At 65.8% G+C, this 25,033-nt stretch carries 20 protein-coding genes; 8 read left to right on the top strand and 12 right to left on the bottom strand.

Annotated elements, in window-relative coordinates:
- Window position 1: 1 nt before the first annotated feature.
- Window positions 2-814: a transglutaminase-like domain-containing protein gene (locus ACN0T5_RS10370; protein ID WP_417768557.1), complete on the top strand. Its 813-nt coding sequence runs from the start codon at window positions 2-4 to the stop codon at window positions 812-814.
- A gap of 280 nt (window positions 815-1,094) precedes the next feature.
- Here the strand turns inward: ACN0T5_RS10370 and ACN0T5_RS10365 are convergent, their stop codons facing one another.
- Entirely contained in the window at window positions 1,095-2,033 is a 939-nt protein-coding gene (locus ACN0T5_RS10365) for an AraC family transcriptional regulator (RefSeq protein WP_417768556.1), read from the bottom strand.
- Window positions 2,034-2,143: 110 nt separating this feature from the next.
- Between ACN0T5_RS10365 and ACN0T5_RS10360 the strand changes: the two genes are divergently transcribed.
- Complete coding sequence (locus ACN0T5_RS10360; RefSeq protein WP_417768555.1) at window positions 2,144-3,361, top strand: MFS transporter; 1,218 nt, start codon at window positions 2,144-2,146, stop codon at window positions 3,359-3,361.
- A 252-nt stretch (window positions 3,362-3,613) separates the two neighbouring features.
- The gene (locus ACN0T5_RS10355; protein WP_417768554.1) at window positions 3,614-4,924 is read left to right on the top strand and encodes an MFS transporter; all 1,311 of its coding nucleotides are present in this window, start codon (window positions 3,614-3,616) and stop codon (window positions 4,922-4,924) included.
- A gap of 97 nt (window positions 4,925-5,021) precedes the next feature.
- On the opposite strand, the gene ACN0T5_RS10350 is transcribed toward ACN0T5_RS10355, so the two are convergent.
- Genes ACN0T5_RS10350 through ACN0T5_RS10335 form a run of 4 tightly spaced genes read right to left on the bottom strand, consistent with a single transcriptional unit; the run spans window position 5,022 to window position 9,294 of the window.
- Window positions 5,022-5,645, bottom strand: a complete 624-nt coding sequence (locus tag ACN0T5_RS10350) for an ABC-type transport auxiliary lipoprotein family protein (RefSeq protein WP_417768553.1) — start codon at window positions 5,643-5,645, stop codon at window positions 5,022-5,024.
- Window positions 5,646-5,665: 20 nt separating this feature from the next.
- Window positions 5,666-7,315, bottom strand: coding sequence for an MlaD family protein (locus ACN0T5_RS10345; protein ID WP_417768552.1), 1,650 nt, complete (start codon window positions 7,313-7,315; stop codon window positions 5,666-5,668).
- Between the two features lie 17 nt (window positions 7,316-7,332).
- Window positions 7,333-8,148, bottom strand: coding sequence for an ABC transporter ATP-binding protein (locus ACN0T5_RS10340; RefSeq protein WP_417768551.1), 816 nt, complete (start codon window positions 8,146-8,148; stop codon window positions 7,333-7,335).
- Window positions 8,149-9,294, bottom strand: coding sequence for an ABC transporter permease (locus tag ACN0T5_RS10335; protein ID WP_417768550.1), 1,146 nt, complete (start codon window positions 9,292-9,294; stop codon window positions 8,149-8,151). It lies immediately after the preceding gene.
- A gap of 241 nt (window positions 9,295-9,535) precedes the next feature.
- On the opposite strand from ACN0T5_RS10335, the gene dgcN reads away from it, so the two are divergent.
- Window positions 9,536-10,549, top strand: coding sequence for an N-acetyltransferase DgcN (gene dgcN / locus ACN0T5_RS10330; protein ID WP_417768549.1), 1,014 nt, complete (start codon window positions 9,536-9,538; stop codon window positions 10,547-10,549).
- A complete protein-coding gene (gene dgcA / locus ACN0T5_RS10325) occupies window positions 10,546-11,529 on the top strand; it encodes an N-acetyl-D-Glu racemase DgcA (RefSeq protein ID WP_417768548.1) in 984 nt (327 codons plus the stop codon). The genes dgcN and dgcA overlap by 4 nt, the downstream gene beginning before the upstream one ends.
- A 24-nt stretch (window positions 11,530-11,553) precedes the next feature.
- Here dgcA and ACN0T5_RS10320 read toward each other — a convergent pair whose 3' ends face one another.
- A complete protein-coding gene (locus ACN0T5_RS10320; protein WP_417768547.1) occupies window positions 11,554-12,786 on the bottom strand; it encodes an MFS transporter in 1,233 nt (410 codons plus the stop codon).
- A 127-nt stretch (window positions 12,787-12,913) separates the two neighbouring features.
- On the opposite strand from ACN0T5_RS10320, the gene ACN0T5_RS10315 reads away from it, so the two are divergent.
- Both ACN0T5_RS10315 and ACN0T5_RS10310 read left to right on the top strand, forming a co-directional pair.
- On the top strand, window positions 12,914-14,197 hold the full coding sequence (locus tag ACN0T5_RS10315) for a protein phosphatase CheZ (RefSeq protein ID WP_417768546.1): 1,284 nt from the start codon (window positions 12,914-12,916) through the stop codon (window positions 14,195-14,197).
- A 170-nt stretch (window positions 14,198-14,367) separates the two neighbouring features.
- Window positions 14,368-15,417, top strand: a complete 1,050-nt coding sequence (locus ACN0T5_RS10310) for a DUF2336 domain-containing protein (protein ID WP_417768545.1) — start codon at window positions 14,368-14,370, stop codon at window positions 15,415-15,417.
- A 9-nt stretch (window positions 15,418-15,426) separates the two neighbouring features.
- On the opposite strand, the gene ACN0T5_RS10305 is transcribed toward ACN0T5_RS10310, so the two are convergent.
- The 3 genes from ACN0T5_RS10305 to ACN0T5_RS10295 form a co-directional block, all read right to left on the bottom strand.
- A complete protein-coding gene (locus ACN0T5_RS10305; RefSeq protein ID WP_417768544.1) occupies window positions 15,427-16,416 on the bottom strand; it encodes a threonine ammonia-lyase in 990 nt (329 codons plus the stop codon).
- Window positions 16,417-16,513: 97 nt separating this feature from the next.
- Entirely contained in the window at window positions 16,514-17,557 is a 1,044-nt protein-coding gene (locus ACN0T5_RS10300; RefSeq protein ID WP_417768605.1) for a glycosyltransferase family 4 protein, read from the bottom strand.
- Window positions 17,557-18,363, bottom strand: a complete 807-nt coding sequence (locus tag ACN0T5_RS10295) for a UDP-2,3-diacylglucosamine diphosphatase (RefSeq protein ID WP_417768543.1) — start codon at window positions 18,361-18,363, stop codon at window positions 17,557-17,559. Before ACN0T5_RS10295 ends, ACN0T5_RS10300 begins: the two co-directional genes overlap by 1 nt.
- 201 nt (window positions 18,364-18,564) lie before the next feature.
- On the opposite strand from ACN0T5_RS10295, the gene ACN0T5_RS10290 reads away from it, so the two are divergent.
- Complete coding sequence (locus ACN0T5_RS10290; RefSeq protein WP_417768542.1) at window positions 18,565-19,344, top strand: SDR family oxidoreductase; 780 nt, start codon at window positions 18,565-18,567, stop codon at window positions 19,342-19,344.
- A 145-nt stretch (window positions 19,345-19,489) separates the two neighbouring features.
- Here ACN0T5_RS10290 and ACN0T5_RS10285 read toward each other — a convergent pair whose 3' ends face one another.
- The 3 genes from ACN0T5_RS10285 to ACN0T5_RS10275 form a co-directional block, all read right to left on the bottom strand.
- The gene (locus ACN0T5_RS10285) at window positions 19,490-20,782 is read right to left on the bottom strand and encodes an OmpP1/FadL family transporter (protein WP_417768541.1); all 1,293 of its coding nucleotides are present in this window, start codon (window positions 20,780-20,782) and stop codon (window positions 19,490-19,492) included.
- Between the two features lie 461 nt (window positions 20,783-21,243).
- Window positions 21,244-24,474 (bottom strand): efflux RND transporter permease subunit, encoded by a 3,231-nt coding sequence (locus ACN0T5_RS10280; RefSeq protein WP_417768540.1) that lies wholly within the window; start codon window positions 24,472-24,474, stop codon window positions 21,244-21,246.
- A partial coding sequence (locus ACN0T5_RS10275; protein WP_417768539.1) for an efflux RND transporter periplasmic adaptor subunit occupies window positions 24,471-25,033 on the bottom strand: 563 nt, incomplete at its 5' end. The genes ACN0T5_RS10280 and ACN0T5_RS10275, both read right to left, overlap by 4 nt.

Raw genomic sequence — 25,033 nt, 5'->3', positions numbered from 1 at the left:
AATGCTCATTCGCTGCGGTTTCGACATCAGGCTGGAATTCGCACAGCAGACAGCATTGGTATGCCTGCTGTCGATCGACGCGGCGCGGGCGCCCGATATCAGGGGAGCAGAGACCTTCTTCACCTCTCCCCAGCTGGCAACGAGTACCTATCGCGACCTGTTCGGAAACCGCTGCCGCCGGCTCGTTGCACCTGCCGGCGAACTGACGCTGGGCGGCGAAGCAAGCGTCAAGGACACCGGTCTCCCCGACAGGGCATTCCATGACGCCCGCGAACTGCCGGTCCAGGAACTGCCCGACGATTGCCTCGCCTATCTCATGGGCAGCCGCTACTGCGAAACCGACCAGCTCAGCCAGATCGCCTGGGACAGGTTCGGATCCGTATCTCCGGGATGGGGGCGGGTGCAGGAAATCTGCGACTTCGTGCAAGATCACCTGCGCTTCGACTACATGCAGGCCAGAGCAACCCGCACCGCCTTCGAAGCGTTTCACGAGCGTGTCGGCGTCTGCCGTGACTATGCCCACCTCGCCCTGACATTCTGCCGGTGCCTCAATATTCCCGCCCGCTACGTCAACGGCTATCTTGGCGACATCGGCGTGCCGGTGGTCGATCCGATGGACTTCAGTGCCTGGATCGAAGTGTTTCTCGAGGGAGAGTGGCACACGTTCGATCCGCGCAACAACATTCCGCGTATCGGCCGCGTGGTTGTCGCCCGAGGCCGGGATGCGGCCGACATACCCCTCATCAACTCCTTTGGGCCCCATATCCTGAAGGAGTTCCGCGTATGGGCCTACGAGGAGCCGGCCTCCTCATAGGCAAGCGGACACGTCAGCCGGTGCCGCATTCAATCGGACACCGCCCAGAATTCGGCTGCCTCCGCGGGAAGGCCGGCAGGCGCCCGGTCGAAAGCCTGCCCCTCGACATGGCTGCGAACTGCGCATGCGACGCCGGCAATCGCCGTATCAGGCGCAAAATTGCGATGTCGCCGCAAGGCCTGCACCTGGCCGGTCATTTCCTCGCGTCTTCCAGAAACCGGTCTAACACGGCCGACGCATTCGAATATTCGGCAGGCAACGGCATGACCCGTCTCCTCTCTCAACGCACCTTTCGCGCCTGGCCCGGCGACTGGCCGGTGACGCGCTTGTAGGCCCGGCTGAAGGCGGCCTGTGACTGGTAACCCAACTGGCGGGCGACCTGGTCGATCGACATCCGGTCCCGCGACAGCCACTGCGCCGCAAGTCGCATGCGCAGTGTCGCCACGTATCGCAAGGGCGTGGTGCCGGTCGCAGCGGCAAACCGTTCGGCGAAGACGGAGCGGGAGCTGCCCATCGCACCCGCCATCTCGGCAAGCGTCCACTCGCGCCCCGGATCGCGATGCAGGGCTGCGAGCACCCGCCCGAGCCGCTCGTCGCGCAGCGCCGCCACCCAGCCGCTGGCATCACCGCAGCCGCATTCCACCCAGTTGCGGATCACGGATGCGGCGACCACCTCCGCCAGTCTTGCCAGGATCCCGGCGGTTCCGGCACGGCTCCCCGTCATTTCGCGCTCCATGGCGTCAAGCAGGGGCCGCACCTCCGGCTCCATGCCCGGGACGGAGCTGACACACAGGACCGATGGCATCAGCTCGATCAGCGGATGCAACGTGTCCAGTTCGAACTGCATCGCGGCGGAAAAGACAAGGACGCCCTTCTCCGGGCACGTTTCCAAATCCCCCGCCTCGAAAGAACACATTCCCGGACAGAGCGGAACGGTGCGAAAGGCCTCGATGGGACGAACCTCCGCGTCCGGTCTCGAGACGAGGGCATGGTCGTCACCTCGAGGCAGCAGGATCGCATCGCCACAGGAAAGCGGAATCAGCTCTCCCGAAGGCGACCGCAGCAAGCCTCTTCCGCCGGCAATGAAATGGAAGCGGGCCTCCGCCGACGCCGAGAACCCGGCTCCGAGCGGCGGCAGGAGATGCAACTTGCCGTAGCTCGCGCCGCGCATGCGCATGCCCATCAGCAACTCGCCGATCGGGTCCGATGAATTGGTCATGTCGGTTACACTTCCGGACTTTCGGTCAATAACTTCAGAATATGTGTCATGGATCGTCCGGGATTGCTACCCATCTATCAGCCATCTCGCTCCTAAGATGGGGACTTCAAATGAATCGCGAACACACTGCTGCCGGCGCTCCGGTGGCAACCCTGACGGCTGCCTGGGCCGCTGTCTTTTCCATGTGCCTCGGGGTCTTCGGACTTGTCGGCGCGGAATTCCTGCCGGCCAGTCTGCTGACGGACATGGCCCAGGATCTTGGCATCTCCGAGGGCCTTGCGGGACAGGCGGTGACGGCAACCGCGGTAATGGGCGTCATCGCAAGCCTTTCCGTCGCCGCCCTCGCCCGGTCGATCGACCGGCGCCGGGTGCTGCTCGGCTTCTCCGCCCTGCTGGTCCTTTCAAACCTTGTCGTTGCCTTCTCGACCAGCGTCGAGATCCTGTTGATCGGCCGATTGATGCTGGGCGCCGCACTTGGTGGCTTCTGGTCTCTCTCGACCGCCGTCGTGATGCGGCTTGTGCCCGAGGCCAATGTCCCCAAGGCCCTGTCGATCATGGTCTCCGGCGTTGCCGCCGCGACAATCTTCGCGGCACCTGTCGGCAGTTATGTCGGTGACATGTTCGGCTGGCGCGTCGCCTTTGCGGGCGCGGCGGGGCTCGGTCTTGCCGTCTTTGCATTCCAGTTCGCGACGCTGCCCTCGCTGCCGGCGCGCGGACGGGCGCGTTTCGGCATGCTGGTCGAGCTGATCTCGCGCAAGCGGGTCGCGCTCGCCATGCTGGCGGTGCTCATGGTATTCGGCGGCCACATGTCGCTCTTCACCTATATCAGGCCGTTTCTGGAAACCGTCACCGGCATCGGCATCACGGCGATCTCCGGAACGCTGCTCGCCTTCGGCATCGCCAACTTCATCGGCAATTATCTGGGCAGCATGCTGGTCGCCCGTTCATTGCTGATGACGCTTGCCATCACGCCGTTGACGATCGCGGTGCTTGCCTTCCTGCTCGCCACGATCGGCGGCAATTTTGCCACCGATCTGGTGCTGATCACCCTGTGGGGTCTCGCCTTCGGCACGGTTCCGGTGGCCTGGTCCGCGTGGATCGCCCGGTCCGGGCCTGATGAAGCGGAAAGCGCCGGCGGCCTGCTGGTCGCCGCGATCAATCTCGCCATCGCACTCGGCGCGGCAATTGGCGGGCTGGTCCTCGACCTGAGCGGCGTCCAGAGCGTGTTCCTCGCCAGCGGCTCCGTGCTGGTGCTGGCGGCGATCACGGTCATCGCCGGCGTCGACGCCAAGGCTCAAGGCACGGCAGCGGAAGCCGCCGGCGCCTGACACACCAGGCGAACTTTCGCGAGAGCCTGCCCCCGCCGCAAACTGCCGGAGCTTTCCGGATCCTGCGGTGGGGGCAGGAATTCGTCGTTTCACCAACATAAATTGTCAAAATAGCGATAACACGCACGCAGCCTTTCGCGGTAGAGAAACGGCAACATGGCGGCATGGCCCTTCCTGGCCGGCACCCGTCGCGAGCGTAGCCGACCCCGGCGCGACATCGCGCTGCCTCTTCTTCTGTTGCGGATGACCCCGATGCCAGACCGTTCCCCCAGCACCTCCTCCACCGTTGCGGCGGAGCCGACACCCGCCTTTGCGGCAAGCGAGGAAGGTGCCGCCGTGCCCGCCACGCCGCCGCGCTCCGGCGTGCCGACCGGCACGGGCTGGCGCTCGCCGCTGGTTCTGCTGATGATCATGGCGGCGGCGATGCAGCTTTCGTTTGCCGCCTGGTGGAACCTGATGAACAATTTCGCGGTCCACGAGCTCGACTTCACGGGCCGCGAGATCGGCATCCAGCAGTCGATCCGCGAGATCCCCGGCTTCCTCGCCTTCACCGCCATCTACCTGCTGCTCGTGCTGCGCGAGCAGACGCTCGCCTATCTGTCTCTTGCCCTGCTCGGCATCGGCGTGGCCGCGACCGGTTATTTCCCCAGCACCTGGGGCTTCTACATGACCACCTTCGTCATGTCGGTCGGCTTCCACTATTACGAGACGATGAACCAGTCGCTGTCGCTGCAATGGCTGCCAAAGGAAAAGGCGGCGGCCGGCATGGGCAAGATCCTGTCCGTCGGCGCCTTCGCCCAGCTTGTCGCCTACGGCATGATCCTGCTCGCCTGGAAGACCTTCAACCTGAGCTTCGCCACCGTCTTCCTGATCGCCGGACTGCTGACGCTGGTGGTTCTCGCCTTCCTCGTCATCGCCTTCCCGCAATTCCGCGAAGGCGTGCCCCAGCGCAAGCAGCTGGTGCTGCGCAAGCGCTACTGGCTCTATTACGCGCTGACCTTCATGGGCGGGGCTCGGCGGCAGATCTTCACCGTCTTCGCAGGGTTCCTGATGGTCGAGCGCTTCGGCTACGACGTGCACGAGGTGGCCGGCCTGTTCCTGCTGAACGGCGCGGTCAACATGTTGCTGGCGCCGAAGATCGGTTCATGGATCGGCAAGGTCGGCGAGAAGACCGCGCTGACGGTGGAATATATCGGGCTGATCGGCGTCTTCGTGACCTATGCCTTCGTCACCAACGCCCATCTGGCCGGGGCGCTCTACGTCATCGACCACGCATTCTTCGCGGTCGCCATCGCCATGAAGACCTATTTCCAGAAGATCTCGGACCCTGCCGACATCGCCCCGACCGCAGGCGTCGCCTTCACCATCAACCACATCGCGGCCGTTTTCATTCCGGCCCTCTTCGGCCTGATCTGGCTCGTCTCGCCGGCCGCCGTCTTCCTGATCGGCGCGGCGATGGCCTGCGTCAGCCTGGTCCTGTCGCGGCTGGTGCCGGACGATCCCGCCGAGGGCAACGAGGTGACGGTCTTCTGGCGCCGCGCGGAGGCGGCCCCGGCGGAATAAATGACGTCGGCGGGACCCGGACGGACTGCCAGAAACAATGGGCGCGGCGGAAGATCTTCGCCGGCGCCCGTTTCCGGCATTCCCGGTGCCGGCAAAATCAGACGTTGGACAGCACCCAGGCGGAAATCTCGCGCAGCACCGCGTCGGCGGCCGCGTTCATCGCCGCCACCGCATCGGTGACGCTGGTGCTCTTCGCGGGCACCTCCGTGCGGAAGATGCGGGAGGCCTTGGTGCGGCCGTTGCGGTCGTTGACGAGGCGAACCATCATTTCCACGACGGCGCGGTCCTGTCCGTCGATGCGCAATTCGAAGGCGCGCAGGTCGCTTTGCAGCTGATAGTCGATGAGAAGCCCCTCGCCCGGCAGGCCGACACCGCGAAGGCCCCTCGTGTTCTCCAGCGACTGGACGATCTTCGCCTGCACCACCTTGGGCAGCGTGTCGGTCCACGCGGCTTTCGGGAAATAGGTATAGACCGGCCCCGTATCGACGACCGCGATGGAGGACGTATCGAGCGCCTGCAGCGCGCGCGGCGCGGGAACAAGCACCTGCACGCGAGCGGCGCGGCCCGCGCGGCCTGCCTCCGCCGCCGCCGGCGTGGTCAGTCCGTAATAGGCATCGGGCGCGCTCGACCCCGCGCAACCGGCAACGGCGAGCGCCAGCGAGAGGCTGATCATCGAGAAGGCGCGCCTCAGGCCGCCACGCCGAACGTCATCCAATCGCATGCCCCACCCCGTCTGCATTCTCATCGCCTTTGCGCCCCGCCGAAGGTGGGCTTGTCGTCGCCACCGAAAATCACACGCTGCGGATCGCGGTTGAGATCGGCGACGGTGCGCTGGATCTCGACCAGCGTCCGGCTGAGCTGTGCCATCGCACTGGAGAAATCGGCCGACCCGCGCGTGGTGAACCGCTCCAGCCCGCTGGTCACCGGCCCGACCCGCTCGGCCAGCACGTCGGCGACCTTGCGGATCGAGGCAGCGGCCTGCGTTGCTTCCGCGACCAGCCCCTCGCCATCGCCCTCGACCATGGCATCGACCTTGTCGACGACACTCTGGATCCGGGTGCCGGTGGCATTGAGCTTTGCGGCAAGCTCCTGCGCATCGGCCAGAATCTGGTCGATCTCCGGTCCGCGCCCCTTCAGCGACTGCGAGAACTCGGTCACGTTGTCGACCGCCTCGCCCGCCTTGTCGATGGCGGTCGTGATGGTCTGCGTGCGCGTCGCAAGCCCATCCGAGAGTTCCTCGACCGAGGCGACGACGCTCGCCACCTTCTGCGGGTCGACGGCAGCGACAATCCGGTCGATCCGCCCGACGGTCTCGACCAGTTGTTCGCCCAGCACGCGCGCGTCGGCGAGCACCTTGCGGATGTCCTCCTCGCTTTCCACCGCGACCGAGCTGACGCTCTCGAAATTCTCCATCGTGCGCGTCGTCGAGACGACGAGCCGGTCGATATCGTCGGAGCGGTCCTTGAGGATCGTGGTGAAAGCCGCGACCCCGTCGACAATCTCGGAAATCGCCTCGGGACGGACTGCGGCAATGACCTTGTCGAACTCGCCAAGGCTGCGTGTCAGGCCCATGGCGAACTGCTTCAGTTCCTCCGCCGCCTCTTGGGCATCGCCGACCAGGCCGACAAACCCGTCGGCGGCATTGGCGACCTTCGAGGTGACGGATGCCGCATCGTTGACGACCTGTGTCACCTTCTCGGGCGGCACCGCATCGACAATTGCCGTGGCGCTGTCGACGAGCCCCTCGAGCCGTCCGGACAGGCTCTGCAACGCCTCGCCTGTGCTCGCCACGCTCGACATGAACTTGTCGACGCCATCGGCATTCTTGGCCAGCGCATCGGAAAACACGCGTGCATTGACGATGATCTCGTGCACCTCATCACGGTTGTCCATGACAACCTTCTCCACGGCCGCGAGCGTTGTATCGGCGCGGGTGAGGATATCGCGTGCTCCCTCGACAATGTCCTCGAAGGCGGACCGCTCGGCGTGGATCACCGGCGGTTCGTCGGCGTCGGGATCGAGCAGCAGCGGTGCATCGGTGGTGCCGCCGGAAAGATCCACATAGGCGATGCCGGACAGTGTCTGGAAGCCGAGCGTAGCCTTGACGTCGCGGCGCAGCGGCGTCGACGGGCGCACCCGGATCGTCGCGATGACGACGCTGGGATCCTTGGGATCGAAGCCGAGGTCACCGACATCGCCCACCTTGATGCCGTTGAAATTGACCGCCCCGCCGACCGAAAGGCCGGTGACCGCCCCGTTGAAGATCACCTTCACCGGCAGGGCGCGGGGCCCTTCGGCGCGACTTCCCAGCCAATAGATGAAAACGAATCCGATGATGAGCGTCGCGAAGACGAACGCACCGATGGCAATGTAGTTCGCGCGGGTTTCCATGCTTTTTCAGTCCCTGCTCATACCCGCCGCAGCGCCCGCTCGCCATTGAAGTAGGACTGGACCCAAGCGTTGTCGAACTTCATCAGCTCGTCAATGGTCCCGACTCTGAGCACCTTCTTCTCTCCTAATACCGCGACGCGGTCGCAAATGGAATGCAGGCTGTCGAGATCGTGGGTCACCATGTAGACCGTCAACCCGAGCGTATCACGCAACTTGCGCACAAGATCGTCAAAGGCGGCCGCACCGATCGGGTCGAGGCCGGAGGTCGGCTCGTCGAGAAAGACGAGATCGGGATCGAGCGCCAGCGATCGGGCAAGGCTTGCCCGCTTGATCATGCCGCCGGACAGTTCGGAAGGGAACTTCTCTGCGGCCGAGCGTGGCAGGCCGACCATCTCGATCTTCAGCAGCGCCAGTTCGTCCATCAGTCGCTGCGACATGCGCATGTGCTCGCGCATCGGCACCTGGATGTTCTGCCGGACCGTGAGCGACGAAAACAGGGCACCCTGCTGGAAAAGAACCCCCCAGCGCCGCTCGACGTCCTGCCGCTCGTCGGGCGTTGCCTTCTGCAGGTCGACACCGAACACCTCGATCGTGCCGGCGCGCTTGGGCGTCAACCCGAGAATCGCGCGCATCAGCACCGACTTGCCGGTGCCCGACCCGCCGACGAAGCCGAGGATTTCGCGCGCGTTGACGTCCAGGTCGAGATCCTGGAGGACGATGGTCGAGCCGAACCCGACGGTAACCCCGCGGGCGCTCAGGATGACCTCGCGCGCACTCTCGTGGCCGGTTGTTGTCGGCCTGTGCAAGGAAGGGCTGTCGCTTGCCGGTTGCATTCAGATTCCGATCGAGGAAAAGAAGATTGCGAAAAGCCCGTCCACCACGATCACCATGAAGATCGCCTTGACCACCGACATCGTCGTGTGATGCCCGAGCGATTCTGCCGACCCCTCCACCTTCATGCCTTCGACACAGGCGACCAGGCCGATGATCAGCGCCATGAACGGCGCCTTGATGATTCCGACCATCAGCGTGTCGACGGTAACCGCCACTTGCATCAGGTCGATGAAGACGCGCGGCGCAATGTCGAGATAGATCCAGCTCACCAGCCCGGCGCCGAACAGCGCCGCCAGGTTGGACAGGAAGGTGAGCACCGGAAGGGCCAGGATCAGGGCGAAGAGGCGCGGCAGGATCAGGACTTCCGTCACCCGGAGGCCGATGACATGCAGCGCGTCGATCTCCTCGCGCATTTTCATCGAGCCGATCTCGGCGGTGAAGGCCGACCCGGACCGGCCCGCAACCATGATCGCGGTCAGGATGACGCCGATCTCGCGCAGCACCAGCACGCCGGCAAGGTCGACCACATAGATGTCGGCACCGAACTGGCGCAGGTAGAAGCCGCCCTGCTGCGAGATGATCGCCCCGATCAGGAAGCTCATAAGCAGCACGATCGGCACCGCGCCGATGCAGGCCCGGTCGAACTGGGTTGCCACCGACACGAGGCGCAGGCAGCGCGGCCGCAGGAAAACCCCGGAAAGCACGCTGACCAGCGACCCGACAATATGCAGCACGGCCTTGACGTCAGTGCCGATATTGACGACCTCGCGCCCGGTCTTCTCCAGGATACCGAGCAGCGACAGGGGGTGGCGTTCCGGCTTCCATGCCGGCGGGTGGTGTTGCTCGACCTCGCCGATCAGGGATTCATAGGAACTGCGAACGCCGGTCCGCTCGACCCGCCCTCCGTGAAACTCGATATCCGCCTGCAAGCGGTGGATGAGCCACGCTCCGGCCGTATCCAGCCCCTTGATCTGCGAAAGGTCGAGCTTGACCTGGTTCTCCCGCGGAAGGCCGATCCCCGCGATCGCCTGCTCCATCGCCTCGCTGTTGCGGATCGTCCACGGCCCCTCGACCACGATCCGGCAGTCGCCCTCCCGTTCGCTGATCGAAATCCGTGGAAAATCCTGCGCCGCCTGGACCGTCATCCGCCTCTGCCATTGTCGTGGATGCCATCTCGGCGGGTCCCCGCCGGGCAAAGGGCGGAAGCTGCCGCAGGGTTTGCCGCGCCGCCGCCGCACCCCCTTGCCGAGCCTCCTCTCGCCCACGTATACCTTGACCCCGATGCAAGCGTCCAGCCGTGCGGGCCGGCGACATGCAGCCCTCGCCGGACACGCGCCCTCTCCCGACCGTTCCGGCCGGACATTCTTCAGGTATCAGGAGCACCCGATGGAAATCGCCCATCCCTATCTGCTGTTTCTCGGCGACGTGCCGGATGCGCTGGCGGCCAAGACCGGCCTCGGCATCGTCGACTGGCGCCGGGACTGGTGCTACGGCCAGCTCCGTCTGGACGGGTGCAAGGCGGACGCCAAACTGCCCGACATGACACCGCAGGAAGCCGCCAAATCCGGCGTCAGGACGATGGTCATCGGTGCGGTCAATGCCGGCGGTGTGCTGCCGGACCATTGGATCGCCTCGGTGGTCGAGGCTCTTGATGCCGGCCTCGACATCGCCAGCGGGCTGCACATGCGGCTTGCCTCCGTGCCGGAAATCCGCGACGCGGCCGCCCGCAACGGCCGCCAGTTGCACGACGTTCGCCATTCCGACATGCGTTTCGATACCGGCAAGGGCACGAAGCGCAGCGGCAAGCGCGTTCTCGCCGTGGGCACCGATTGCTCCGTCGGCAAGAAATACACCGCTCTGGCGCTCGAGCAGGCGATGCGGGCGAAGGGCTTCGACGCGGACTTCCGCGCCACGGGCCAGACCGGCATCTTCATCTCCGGCCGCGGCGTCTCCCTCGACGCCGTCGTCGCCGATTTTATCTCGGGCGCGGCGGAATGGATTTCTCCCGCTGCCGATGAAAACCACTGGGACGTGATCGAGGGCCAGGGTTCGCTGTTCCACCCCTCTTTCGCCGGGGTCACGCTCGGCCTCTTGCACGGCTCCCAGCCGGATGCCTTCGTCGTCTGCCACGAGCCGACCCGCACCAACATGCGCGGCGTCAAGACCCCGCTGCCGACCATCCAGCAGGTCATCGACCTGACCGTCTCCTGCGGCCGGTTGACCAATCCGGATATCCGCTGTGTCGGCATCTGCATCAACACCGCGGCCCTTGGCGAGGACGAGGCGCGCAGGCTGCTGGCCGAGACGGAGGCCGAATACGGCCTTCCCGCAACCGACCCCGTCCGCTTCGGCTGCGACAACGTCGTCGAGCGGATCGCATCTGAGTTCGGCCAGCCATGACGGTCGATCTGGCGGTCGCCACCGACAGCTGGCCCATCGAGGGCGGTTTCACCATCGCCCGGGGAAGCCGCACCCACGCCCATGTGGTCGTGGCGACGCTGACATCGGGGCCGCACAGCGGACGCGGTGAATGCGTGCCCTATGCCCGCTATGGCGAGACCGTGGAGGGGGTGATGGAGGACATTGCCCGCCTCGCCCCGGAGATCGCCGGCGGGCTCGACCGGAAAGGATTGCAACTCGCCATGCCGGCAGGCGCGGCGCGCAACGCGCTGGACTGCGCCTTCTGGGACCTTGCGGCGAAACAGGCTGGCGTTCCGGCAGCCGGACTTGCCGGGATAACGGCGATGGCGGCGATGACAACGGCCTTCACCATCAGCCTCGGCACGCCGGAAAAGATGGCGGCCGATACGGCCCGCGCCCGCACCCGGCCGCTCTTGAAGATCAAGCTCGGCGGCGAGGGGGACGACGCGCGCATCGCCGCGGTTCGCGCCGCCGCGCCCGAGGCACGCCTGATCGTCGACGCCAACGAGGCCTGGACCGAGGATCTTTTCGCCCGCAACATGGCCGCCTGCGCAGCCGCCGGTGTCGAGCTGATCGAACAGCCGCTACCCGCCGACGCGGACGGCGCGCTGGCGACCTTGCACCGGCCGATCCCGGTCTGCGCCGACGAAAGCCTGCACACGGCGGCCGACCTGGAGCGGCTCGCGCCGCTCTACGATGCGGTCAACATCAAGCTCGACAAGACCGGCGGCCTGACCGAGGCGCTGGATCTGGCCCGCGCCGCGCGGCGGATGAATTTCAAGGTGATGGTCGGCTGCATGCTCGGCACCTCGCTTGCCATGGCGCCTGCGACACTGGTCGCGCAAGAGGCCGACTATGTCGACCTCGACGCCCCCCTGCTCCTGGCCAGGGACCGCGAACCGGGCCTCGTTTTCGAGGGCAGCACGCTGCATCCGCCGCAACCGGCGCTCTGGGGCTGACACCGGCGCGGCCGCGAGGCGGGCTCAGTCTCCGCGCCGCACCGCCAGTCCGGCGATGAGGAAGACCCCTCCGAGCGCCGCGAGCCCGGCCATGGCCGCGAAGGCCGGGACCGCGCCGGTCGCATAGAGCAGACCGGCGGCGGTGGAGGCGAGCGCCGTGACCACCCCGACGACCATCGACATCACGCCCTGCGCCGCTCCCGCCCATTGCGGCGGCGCATTGCGCGCGACGAAGGCGACGGCACCCAGATGCGTGGCGCCGAAACTGAGCCCGTGCAGCAATTGCAGGGCGGCAATGAACACCGGATCGCTCGCCAGCGGAAACAGCAGCCAGCGCAGAACGGCACCGCCGATCCCCAGCGCCAGCAGTCCGGTGACGCCGAGCGTCGCCCTCACCCTTGCCGACATGGCAAAGAGGCCGATCTCGGTGATCACGCCAAGTCCCCAGAGCCCGCCGACCCACGCGCCGGAAAGGCCGATCCCCGACCAGAACAGCGCGCTGAAGGCATAGTAGGCAGCGTGGCTCGCGTGCACGCAGCCCGCCGCAAGCACGACAAGCAGGAAGCCCGTGTCGAGAAAACGCGCCTCCCCCTTCAGCAGGCTCAGCTTCGCAGCAAAGCCGCTCCGGCGGCGTCGGCGGCCCGCTTCCTCCGCCTCGGCTCCGGCCAGGGCAAGGTCGGGCGAAACAATGGACACCGATTCGTTCTCCGAGACCCGGACACGCCCCAGCGGCACGGACCATCCGGCAAGGGCAGCGCCCGCAAGGCCTGCGACGATACCGCCGACCACAACTTCCACGGTCCATTGCCCGACCAGCGCGCCCCCTGCAAGGTTGGCGAGGATGAAGGAAATCGATCCCCACATCCGCATGCGGCCGTAATCGCCGGCGCCCTCCCGCTCGACCCGCGCGGCAAGCGCATCGCCAAGCGGCATCAGCGGCGACCAGGCGATGGAAATCGCGACCAGCAAAAGCGCGCTGGCGAGGAAACCCTCGACCACGAAGAACCCGGAAAAGGCGATTGCCGCCAACAGGCTGAGCAGTCCTATCGCCCGCCCTGGCGAGGCGAAACGGTCGACGGCGGCGGAGATCAGCGGGTTGGCCGCAAGCCGCACCAGGAGCGGCACGGCCAGCAGCGTCCCGATCTCGCCGGCACCCAGACCCGCCTCGGCAAGCACCAGCGGGAAGAAGGGGAGAAACAGGCCGAGGCCGAAGAAATAGGCCGCGAACAGCGCCGCAACCCTGGCTCGCAGGGGCATGGATGGAGAACCCGTGTTCCGGTTGGACTGGCGTTCTATACCTATTTTAAGGATTTGGCGATTAAGCATGTGACATCGCAGTCGGCATGCCGGCACCGGGGAAATTCAGGAACGCGGAACGACATTGATGGCTGACATTGGCACGCCCAGCGCGATCCGGGAGAGCGACTATGACGCGATCCTGACCGCCTTGACGGATACCGATCGCGGCCGCTGGTTCCTGCAGGAATACACCAGACGGAACCAGAAGCCCGACACCCAGGTGGTGCTGGAGGCGATCGGCCGGCTGGAAACGGCAATGACCCGCGAGCGCGCGGTGCCGAGCATCGACCGCATCCGCCTCGACATCGCCGACATGCAGGAAGCCATCGAGCGCACCAAGCGCGAGATCGCCAATATCAAGCACGAGCAGGAAGACGGCAACCGCTTCATCGAGGCCTCGAACGAACTCGACGCGATTGTCACCAAGACGGAAAGCGCCACCCAGGAGATCCTCGCCGCCGCCGAGGCCATCCAGGAAACCGCCTGGACACTGCGCGAGAACGGTGCCGACGAGGCCAGCTGCGACGACATCGACGCGCGTGCCACCGAGATCTTCATGGCCTGTTCCTTCCAGGACCTGACCGGCCAGCGCACCCAGAAGATCGTCCAGGTTCTTCAGTACCTGGAATCGCGCATCAACCTGATGATCTCGATCTGGGGTATCGAAAACGCCACAGCCACCGACACGAAATTCGTCGAGGACAAGCGTCCCGACGCGCACCTGCTCAACGGCCCCCAAATGGAAGGCAAGGGCGTTTCCCAGAACGCCGTCGACGAGATGTTCGGCAGTCTGTCGGAAGACGCTGACGCCACGGGAGAAGATCCGTTCGAGGCGGCCGCCAGCGCCATGGAGTCCGAGGTCGAGGAGGCTCGCGCGGACGACAAGGCGGGCTTCGCCGGAACCGATCCGCAGGACAACGCAGCCGACGACCACGCCGCGGTCTTTGCCGGGGAAACCGCCTCGCAGGACGAGATCGAGGCCCTGTTCGCCTCCGCGGCGGCTGCCGACAACACCGACGAGGACGCCGCCGACGTCTTCCAGACCGCGCCCGACGCCGATGCCGGCGCCGGCGATCCCGACTACACGGCCGGCCTCGAGTTCGACGACATCGACTTCGCCGAAGCAGACGTCTTCGAGCGTCCCGGAGCCAGCGTCGCGACGGACGAAGACGACATCGTCGACTTCATCCCGCAGGACGACATCGTCATGATCGACGATGAGGACACCGCAGCCTGGGAAGCGGAGTTCAAGGTCGAGCCGGAAGAAGCCCCGAAGCCGGCAAAATCGGCAAGCCCCGCGCCCGACGATGACGGCGATGATCCGATGGACCAGCTGTCACCGGGCGAAAAACAGTCCCTGTTCAGCTGACGCTGCTCCCGGACAGGTCAATACAAGGCTCTCGCGGAAGGTCGCGCACCTGCCGTTAGGGAAGAGATACTACGTAATTTTAACGATCTGAAGTTACGATTGTTCTTTGGAGGACGGCCTGTTTGCCGTTATCTGTTTCGGATTGAAACAATTACAACGGACCACGGGGCATGATCCGGGACAAACTGGAGGAACTGGCGCGTATTCGTGAGCCATCGGCTCGCTCGGAACTCGTTCGCCTGCTAAGTGCCCAGTATGCCGACAGGCTGGAGCGCGAGCCGAGCGAAGCGGAGCGCTACCTCTTCTCCGGCCTCGTCCTTGATGTCTTCGAGCAGCTCGAACATTCCGTGCGGCTCGACATTGTCGTTCGCCTGGCACGCACCGAGCGCATCACCCAGCCACTTGCCGACCGACTCGCCGAAGAGCCCTTCGAGCTTTGCGAGCCGGTGCTGGAACATTCTCCCGTCGTCAGCACCGAGAAGCTGATCGAAGTGTCGCGCAAGCGCAGCGACCACCACCGGCTGGCGATCGCCCGGCGTATCCGCGTGCCCAAGGAACTGGTCGACTCGCTGGTGGCACGCGGCACCTTCCCCGTCCTCAACGCCCTGCTGCAGAACGGCGGATCGGAATTCGCGGTGCGGGCCCTGCTGGCGCTGCTGATCCTCGCCGGCTCCGACCAGCGCCTGCTCGGTGCCTTGGCGCAACGCTGCGCCCAGGACGAGGGCTTCCGCGAAGATCTTCGCATGATTTCCCAAACCGACTGCCCCTTGATGCCGCCCGAACTGGAGAAGGCCCTCGACAACGACGAGACGCTGAACCGCATCGCCAGCCATGCCGTTTCCGACGACCGTGACGCGGGACTGGAGGTCGGCGGCGAGCAGCTCTCGAAGCACGAGATCCGCATCCAGATCGCCTCCGGCGAACTCAGCTTCGAGAACATCCTGCTGACGTTGCTCGATCGCAAGGACATGGACGCGATTGTCTGGCTCGTGTCACGTCACCTGTCGCTGCGCGACGGTTCGGTACGCGACACCTTCGCCTCGCAGGCCGACGGCGCGGTGGCAATGCTGATGAAGGAAACCGGCGTGAGCCACAAGACCTATGGCAAGTTCCTGAAATTCCGCTGCGAGTGGCTGGGGGTAGGCTCCTCGGGCGTTGCCCAGGAGGTGTACAGCTACCGCACCATGCGCCATCCAGGCGGCAAGCGAACCTTCAACTGAGAACCCGGCTCACCCGTCGGCCAACGCGCGAGCCATCATGTCGGCGTCAATATTGCCGCCCGACAGCGTCAACGCTATGCATCGGCCGGCGAGCGGCAGTTTTCCGGAAAGTACGGCGGCAAGACCAACCGCGCCGCCCGGCTCCACGACCAGCTTCAATTCGCGAAACGCAAAGGCCACGGCCGCCATTGCTTCGGCATCGCTGACCGCAATGCCGCTGCGCGCCCGCCGGCTGGTGATCGGGAAGCCGAGTTCGCCGGGCTCGCGCGTCAGCAGCGCATCGCAGATCGAACCGGATGCGCGTGCATTGGAAACCCGGACACCAGCCACGAGCGAGCGGCCGTAATCGTCGAACCCTTCCGGTTCGACCGGTACGAGATCGCAGGCAGGCAGGAGCGTTTCCAGCGCCAGAGCGATGCCGCTGGTCATGCCCCCTCCACCGACGCAGGTCAGCATCACGTCGGGCGAAAGCCCCATGGCACCGGCCTGCTCGGCGACTTCCGCGCCGATTGTGCCCTGGCCGGCGATCACCCCGGCATCATTGTAGGGATGGACGAGTGTCGCCCCGCTCTTCGCGCAGAGGCTTGCGGCGATCGCATCGCGATCCTCTTCCCCGCGCCGATAGGTGACGACGCGGGCGCCCGAGCGCCGGGTGCGCTCCAGCTTGGCCGCCGGCGCATCCTCAGGCATGACGATGGTCGCCGGCATGCCCAGAAGCCGCGCCGCTTCGGCAACACCCTGGGCATGATTGCCGGAGGAGCAGGCAACGACGCCGCGTGAACGCTCGCTCGAAGGGATCAGCGAAAGACGGTTGTAGGCTCCACGAAACTTGAAAGATCCGGTTCGCTGCAGATTCTCCGCCTTGAGCAGGACGGTGCCGCCGACGAGCCCGTCGAGATAGGCGGAGCGCAGCAGCGGCGTCAGCGCCGCCTCGCCGGCAATGCGCGCCCGCGCATCGACAATGTCCTGATAGGACGGGGCAACTGCGAAACTGTCCATGGAAGCCTCCACCGGAGCGAAAAGGGATACCCTATCCGTACACGATGGCGGAACGCGGAAGAAGGGCAAGGCATTCGCTTGCCATGCCTTTTGCCGATCAGGCCGCGCCAGGTATCGCCGCGTTGGCCGCCGCCGCGTTGCAGTTCTCGATGAACTGCCGGGTGCTCTGCTCCCAGCGATAGGTCAGCGCGACCTCGCGGCAGCGCGCCCTGGAGACCGCCAGCGCTGCCAGAGCCGCCTGCCCGAGATCGGCGTCGAGGATGCCGGCGCCGGTGCCTTCGAGAATGTCCTGCGGCCCCATCACCGGATAGGCCGCGACCGGCACGCCGCAGGCAAGCGCCTCGAGCACCACATTCCCGAACGTGTCGGTCAGGCTCGGGAAGACAACGACATCGGCGGCCGCATAGTGGCGGGCCAGTTCCTCTCCGGTTTTCGATCCGGTGAACAGCACCTGCTGGTAGCGGGCGCGCAGCTCCGCCAGCTGCGGCCCGTCGCCGACGACGACGCGCGTGCCGGGAAGGTCGAGATCGAGAAAGGCGGTGATGTTCTTTTCCACCGCCACCCGGCCGACATACATGAAGATCGGGCCGGCGCGGCTGGCGAGTTCCACGGCGCGCGGCTCGCCCTCGCGTGGGCGGAACAGCTCATGGTCGACACCGCGCGACCAGCGCATGAGATTGGTGAACCCCCGCGCGCGCAGCTCGCGCTCGAGCGTCGGTGTCGCCACCATGCAGCCATTGCCGGAATTGTGGAACCGGCGCAGCCAGGCATAGGACCAGGAGACCGGAACCGGCATGCGCGCCGAAAGGTACTCGGGAAAACGGGTGTGGTAGCTGGTCGTGAAGGCCCGGCCGAGGCCGCGCGCCACGCGCGCCGCCAGAAGACCCAGCGGCCCCTCCGTGGCGATGTGCAGATGCTCGAAATCCCCGGCCTCGATCCGCCGGCGAAGTGCCGCAGGCGTGGTCAGCGTCAACCGTATCTCGGAATAGGTCGGGCACGGAACGGTGTAGAAATCGGCCGGCGACAGCACCTCGACCCTGACGCCCAGGCGGTGCAGCTCCTCGACCGTGCGCTCGATGGAGCGCACGACGCCGTTGATCTGCGGGTGCCAGGCGTCGGAGACGATGAGCAGCGACTTCATCATGCGGCGGCCTGCGCGCCGCGCGGCGCCTCGTCAAGAGCCGGCAGTTCGCGCGCCCGTTCCGCCCAGCGGATGATCTCGAACGTGCCGTCATGATGCTCGGCGACCGCCGTGCAACTCTCCACCCAGTCGCCCGTGTTAATATAGTGGGTACCGAACTCGTTGTGGTCGGCGGCATGGTGGATGTGACCGCAGATCACCCCGTCGACCCCTTGCCGCTCGGCCTCGCCGGCCAGCGTCTCCTCGAACTTGCCGATGAAGTTGACCGCGTTCTTGACCTTCAGCTTGGCCCAGGCCGACAGCGACCAGTATTGCAGCCCGAGACGGCGCCGCAGAACGTTCAGCACCGTGTTGAGATTGAGTGCACTGACATAGGCCCAGTCGCCGAGGAAGGCGAGCCACTTGGCATGACGCACGACCACGTCGAACCGGTCACCGTGAATGACAAGATAGCGGCGCCCGTCCGCCGCTTCGTGGACGGTTTCCTCGACCACCTCGATGCCGCCGAAATGGGTGCCGAGGAAATCGCGCAGGAATTCGTCGTGATTGCCGGGCGTGTAGACGATGCGCGCGCCCTTGCGGCCCTTGCGCATCAGCTTCTGCACCACGTCGTTATGGGTCTGCGGCCAGTACCACATGCGTCGCAGGCGCCAGCCGTCGACGATATCGCCGACCAGGTAGATGGTCTCGGCGTCGTGGTACTTGAGGAAATCGAGAAGCAGCTCCGCCTGACATCCCCGGGTCCCCAGATGGATGTCGGACAGAAAAATTGCCCGGTAATGTCTCGGGGCCGGCTCGATGGACATGGCATGCTCCTGACAAGACTTTGAGCGTCTAGATGCGCGATTCCGGTCTCAGAAATATGACACCGCGCAAGAACCGCGCCCGTCTTGCTGCCGGACAGGGTCCAGCTGGACGCACGCCCTCCCCCTCCGCTATCACTCCCGGCAACCGCGGACGCGGCCGTCAGGGCCGCCTCGGCAGCATGTCACTCAGGGAGAACGGACATGGATCTTGGAATTTCCGGTCGCACGGCCATCGTCTGCGCGTCGAGCCGGGGCCTCGGGCGCGGATGCGCCGAAGCCCTCGCAGCGGCCGGCTGCAACCTCGTCATCAACGGTCTCGATGCCGTTCGCCTCGACGCCACGGCAAGCGACATTCGCGCCCGTTTCGGCGTCGACGTGACCCCGGTCGTCGCCAATGTGTCGACGGGTGAAGGTCAGGAAGCGCTCCTGGCCGCCTGCCCGGAACCCGACATCCTGGTCAACAACAATGGCGGTCCGCCGCGTCGCGACTACCGCGAACTCGACCGCCAGGCGATGATCGACGGTGTCATCCAGAACATGATCTCGCCGATCGAGATGATTCAGAAAGTGGCCGACGGCATGGCCGAACGCGGGTTCGGGCGCATCGTCAACATCACCTCGATCACGGTGCGGATGCCGCTTGCCGGTCTCGACCTTTCCAGCGGCGCGCGGGCCGGGCTGACCGCCTTTCTTGCCGGCGTCGGGCGTCCCTACGCGGCACGCAACGTCACGCTCAACAACCTGCTGCCGGGCAAGATGGACACCGACCGGCTGCGCGGCGGGCTGGAGCAGGCGGCGAAAACCGCCGGCCGCAGCGTCGAGGAGGTCGGACAGGCGCAGGCAGCGGAAATCCCCGCCGGGCGCTTCGGCACGGCGGCCGAGTTCGGACAGGTCTGCGCGTTCTACTGTTCCGTCCATGCCGGCTATGTGACCGGTCAGAATATCCTCGTCGACGGCGGGCTCTACCCGGCCGCCTTCTGAGCCGCGAAGCGCAAGAAAAAGCGCCGGCGGAGAGGCCGCCGGCGCTGTTTCGCCCCGCGCAATTTCGACAAGTTCCGACCCGGATTTTCGAAATTTTGCACGAAAATTGATCGAAATTTTCCGGCTCGGAACCAGAGGCGCGAGGTCAGTAGCCGCGCGCCGGATCGACCTCGCCGCGATGCTTCGATCCGCCCCAGCGGTAGCGCATGGAGGCCGACACGATGTTCACGCTGGCATCGGCGTTGCCGACAAAGGTGCCGACTGCCGGATTGTAGTCCTGGTGCCCCGGTCCGATATTGATCCCGGTGTCCATCGAGTGGATGTAGGTGTAGCCGAGGTCGAAGGAGAGATCTTCGTTGAACTTGTAGGACGCACCGGCCGACAGCCAGATCCGGTCATTGTCCGGGAGACGGGTCGAACGGATCGCATCGTCGATCGGCGAGAGTTCGTAGGCTGCGCCGGCGCGCAGCGTCAGGTCCTCGGTCACGTCATACTCGCCGCCAAGGGCGAAATACCAGCCGTCATCATAGTTGAAATGCAGGGTCTGGACCGTGGCACCGGTCGCCTGCAGGGTGACGCGCGGGGATTTCAGACGGCTCCAGTTGGTCCATTCGACCGTACCGAAGACGCGGAAGGCATCGGTGACGCGCTGCTTGACCGACAGGTTGACCATGTCCGGCGTGATCAGGTTGGCGTTGATGGCATTGGTGCCGGCCGGGGTCTGGATGCTGCCGCCGAGCGTATGGGTAACGCCCGAGCGATAGCCGAGGCCGACCTCGGTGCCCTCCATCGGCTTGTAGGTGACACCGGCGGTCACGCCGAAGCCGATGTCATCGCCTTCCAGGATCCCCGACGGAAAGCCCGGCACGTTGGGGACAGCCGTCTTCAGCGACACCGCGAAATGCTGGAACTGCACGCCGAAGGCGACCGACAGCCTGTCGTTGATCTTGTAGCCGATGATCGGATTCACATTGAGCGACTGGGCCTTGGAGGAACGGGAATAGAACTGGCCGGCCCAGTTCTGGTTCGGCTTTGTCGCAAGACCGAACGGAGCGTTGATCGCCAGGCCGAAGAACACCTGGTCGGTGACCTTGTAGGCGGTGTAGGAGGCCGGGATGTAGGCGTCGTTACCGATGTCGCCGGAAGGAACCGAACTGTTCGGCAGGACGACGCCGAAGGGGGGAAGCGCGGCGCCTGACGAGGTGAACGTGCCGTTGATGTCAACATCGGGGACGATCAGCGTGTTGTGCGTCTCGAAAGTGAACCCCTCGCCCGCGCCTGTAATCGTCGCCGGGTTCCAGAACATCGACGAGATCGACGGCCCCGTCGTGCCATAACCCGCGAAGGACATGCCCTGGTAGTAGGAACTTTGTTCACGCAGTGCAAAACCGCCGGCCTGCGCCGATGTGGATGCAACAAGCCCGAATACAATAGACACTGAAAGAATTACGGATGCTTTTTGTGTAAGCATGACTCGACCTGCTCCTCCCCGATACTTTCCGCGAAGCGATTGCCCCGTTGTTCGCGGTGTTTCGACAAGGATGAGCAAGTTGGCGCCGCTTCGCAATCGCGCTGAAGCCAGCACAATGTGCGAGCCGCTCATGCAAGTCCGGCGCAAAACGCGCTTCCGTAGCGCAAGCCTTCCCTTAGGGAAGCTTCAGGCAACGATCAAATCGGGATGTTTGACGACATTTTTGTAACGTCCCGCGCAGCCATCGGACAAATGCACAAAAAATATGCAATCAGAAAGCGAGATGCAGCCGCTTCGTTTCCGAAACGACTGTTGCCAATTTATCACTCAGAAAGGCCCGCATGGCGGTTTTCCGTGCCCCCCGCGCCCGGACCGGTCCGGGCGTCAACCGGACCGGGGAAAGGGCGGCGGCGGAATGACGGGGGACATCATTCCGCCGCCTGGGGCAGAGCCGGCGCGGGGTCCGTTGCACTCTCTGCCTTGTCGGCCGGGTCCTTGCGGGACGAAACACTTCCGGACGGCGCTGCGCCATCGACCTTGCCCGCGTCCTCCGGCGGGGTCCCCGCACGCGCGGCAAGAACCTCGGCTTCCGTGCGGTCGAGCCGGCGGCGAAACCACAACGCGTAGAGCGCCGGCAGGAAGATCAGCGTCAGCACGGTGGCGACCGTCAGGCCGCCGATCATGGCGATCGCCATCGGCCCCCAGAAGATGCTGAAGGTCAGCGGAATGAAGGCGAGCACGGCGGCAAGCGCGGTCAGGATCACCGGCCTGGCGCGGCGCACGGTGGATTCCACGATGGCCCGCCGCATGGTCGCTCCCGCCTGCAGGTCATGCTCGATCTGATCGGCAAGGATCAGCGTGTTGCGCATCACCATGCCGCCCAGCGCGATGACGCCGAGAATGGCGACGAAGCCGAAGGGCGCGTCCGTGATGAGCAGCGCCGCGACTGCGCCCACCAGCCCCAGCGGGAAGGTGAGGAAGACCAGAGCCATCTTCGAGAAGGACTGCATCTGCAGCATGATGAGGACGGCCATGCCAAGCAGCATCAGGGGGAACACTGCGGCGAGCGCCGTGTTTGCCTTGGCCGATTCCTCCGCCGCGCCGCCCGCATCGATGCGGTAGCCGGGCGGCAGGCCGGCCGCGATGTCCTGCATTACCGGCGTGAGTGCGGCGGTGACATCCGGCGCCTGCAGGCCCGGTGCCACATCGGCGCGCGCGGTGAGCACGGTCTCCCGGTTGCGCCGCCACAGGATCGGATCCTCGGACGTATATTCGACACGCGCGATCTGCGAGACCGGAATGGCCCGGCCGTCGCGCACCTGCAACACGAGGTCGGAGATGTCGCCGATGGCCGCGCGCTCGCTTTCCGCCGCCCTGACAACCACGCCGACGGCATGGCGCCCCTCGCGCAACGAGGTGACCTCGTAGCCGGCAAGCAGCGTCTGCAGCGAGCGGCCGATTTCGGTGGTCGACAGGCCGAGCGCACGGGCCCGTTCCTGATCGACTTCCAGGCGAACGCTCTTCACCTTCTCGCCCCATTGCAGTTCGGTGTTGCGCGTGTCGGGGCTTGCCCGCATCGCGTCACGCACCTTCTCCGCGATGCCGCGCACCACGTCGAGATCCGGGCCAACCACGCGGAACTGCACCGGGTAGCCGACCGGGGGGCCGAGCTCGAGCCTGTTGGCGCGGCCGCGCACCGCCCCTTCCGACGCGGCGAAACGGCTCTGCAGCTGACTGACCAGCGCGTCGGTGTGCTCGCCGCCCTTGGTCTGCACCAACACCAGTGCATAGCTCGGGTTCGGAAGCGCCGGATTGTAGGCGATGAAGAAGCGCGGCGCGCCGGCGCCGATATAGGTGGTGTAGTAATCGACGTGCGGACTTTCGGCGAGCAGCTTCTCGATCTCCCGCGTCTCGCGTTCGGTGGCTGCGAAGGAGGCGCCTTCCGGCCCCTTCAGTTCGACAAGCACCTCCGGCCGCGAGGAATTGGGGAAGAACTGCTTCTTGACGTGCCCCATGCCGTAACCGGCCAGGACAAGCAGCCCGACCGTGGCAAGCACCACAGGCAGGCGGAAGCGCACCGCACCGGTGACCATGCGGCGCAGGCGGTTGTAGGACGGCGTGCGATAGATCGCCTCCTCGTCGACGTCGCCGCGTGCGGCGGCGTGGCGCTCCAGCGAGCGCGGCAGGAGCTTGAGACCGAGATAGGGCGTGAAAACCACCGCCACGACCCAGGAAACCAGCAGGGCCGTGGTGACGACCCAGAAGATGCCGCCGGCATATTCGCCGGCCGAGGACTTGGCAAAGCCGACCGGCAGGAAACCAACCGCCGTCACCAGCGTGCCGGTCAGCATCGGAAAGGCGGTGGATTCCCAGGCGAAGGTCGCCGCGCGGACACGGTCCCACCCTTGCTCGATCTTCACCACCATCATCTCGATGGCGATGATCGCGTCGTCGACGAGAAGGCCCAGCGACAGGATCAGCGCGCCGAGGGAAATACGCTCCAGGTCGATGCCCATCAGCATCATGAAGACAAAGGTCGCGGCCAGCGTCAGCGGCACGGACAGCGCCACGATGATGCCGGTGCGGAAGCCGAGCGAGACGAAGGAGACCAGCAGAACGATGGAGATCGCGGCCACGAACTTCAGCAGGAACTCACTGACGGCCTCCTCGACCACGTCCGGCTGGTTGGAAACCTCGTGCAGCTCGGCGCCAAGCGGCAGCCGGGCCCGGACTTCCGCCGCCTTGTCATGCAGCAGCTCGCCCAGTTCCAGCACGTTGCCACCCTCGGCCATGGCAACGCCGAGAAGGATCGCGTCCTCGCCGTTGTAGCGGGTGACATAGGATTGCGGATCGGACACGCCCCGGCTGACCGTCGCGATGTCGCCCAGCCGGAAGGTGCGCCCGTTCGCCTCGACCGGCACCGAGGCCCCCGCCTCGACCCCCTTCAGGCTGCCGGTGACGCGCACCTGCACGGTCTCGCTCGGAGTATCGACCGAACCGGACGGGACGACGGCATTCTGCGTGGCCAGCGCATCGAAGATGGCGCTTGCCGGGATGCCGAGCGTCGCCAGCTTGGCATAGGAGATGTCCACGTGGATCTTCTGGTCCTGCTCGCCGAAGAGCTGGACCTTCTCGACCCCGGGAACGGAGAGGAAGGACTGGCGCGCCATCTCGGCGAGATCGGAAAGCTCCGACCAGGTGGCATCCGGCGCACTCAGCGCATGCACCTGGACGTAGACGTCCGCATATTCGTCGTTGAAGAAGGGGCCAAGGACGCCGGCCGGCAGTTCGGAGGAAATGTCCCCGACCTTCTTGCGCGCCTGATACCACAGGTCCTCGACCTCACCAGGCGGGGTGGCATCCTCCAGAATGATCTGCGTCGCCATGAAGCCGGGGCGGGTATAGGTCTCCAGCCGCGCCAGCCAGGGCAGCGTCTGCAGCCGCGTCTCGACCCGGTCGGCGACCTGGTCCTGCATCTCCGCCGCGCTTGCCCCCGGCCATACGGCGCTGACCACCATCACCTTGACCGTGAAGGCGGGGTCCTCGTTCCGGCCCAGGTTGCTGTAGGCGAAAATGCCGGCGGCGGCCGTGACGAAGATGAAGAAGAGGACCAGCGTCTGATGGCGGATCGCCCAGGCGGACAGGTTGAAACCGCTCATCTCAGCGCCCCCACGCGAACCGGGCCGGCGGCATCGCGCACGACCACCCTCAGCCGCAGCCCCGGATCAAGCCGGTGCGCGCCCATGCTGACGACATGCTCTCCCGTCGCGATGCCTCCCGAGACGATGGCCCGCTCGGCCTCGAGCCGGCGCACGGTGACGGCGACCGGCTCGACCTTTTCCGCACCCGGCTCGGCATGCCAGACATTGGCCTGGCTGCCGTCATACCAGACCGCCGCGAGCGGCACTGCGACATCGCCCTCGTCGGCCGGCCTGTCGAGATGGACGGTCGCGGTCATGCCCAGACGCGCATCCGCCCCCGGATCGAGAATGGAAAACCGCGCGGTGAAACTGCGCGCCGCCGCATCGGCGACCGGCGACATTTCGCGCAAGGTGGCCCGGAAGGAGCGGTCGGGCCCGGCCCAAAGGGTGACGCGCGGCGTGGCGCGGGAAACAGCGGCAACCTGCGCCTCGGGAATGGCGACCTCGACCTCGCGCTCCGCATCGCGGGCGATGCGCAACACCGGCTGGCCGGCCGTGACAACCTCGCCCGGCTCGG

Origin of the sequence: Stappia sp. (assembly GCF_048261845.1) — a bacterium.
GTDB lineage: Bacteria > Pseudomonadota > Alphaproteobacteria > Rhizobiales > Stappiaceae > Stappia.
Note: the sequence above shows the minus strand (reverse complement) of the source record. Positions and strands in the feature narration are given on the sequence as shown.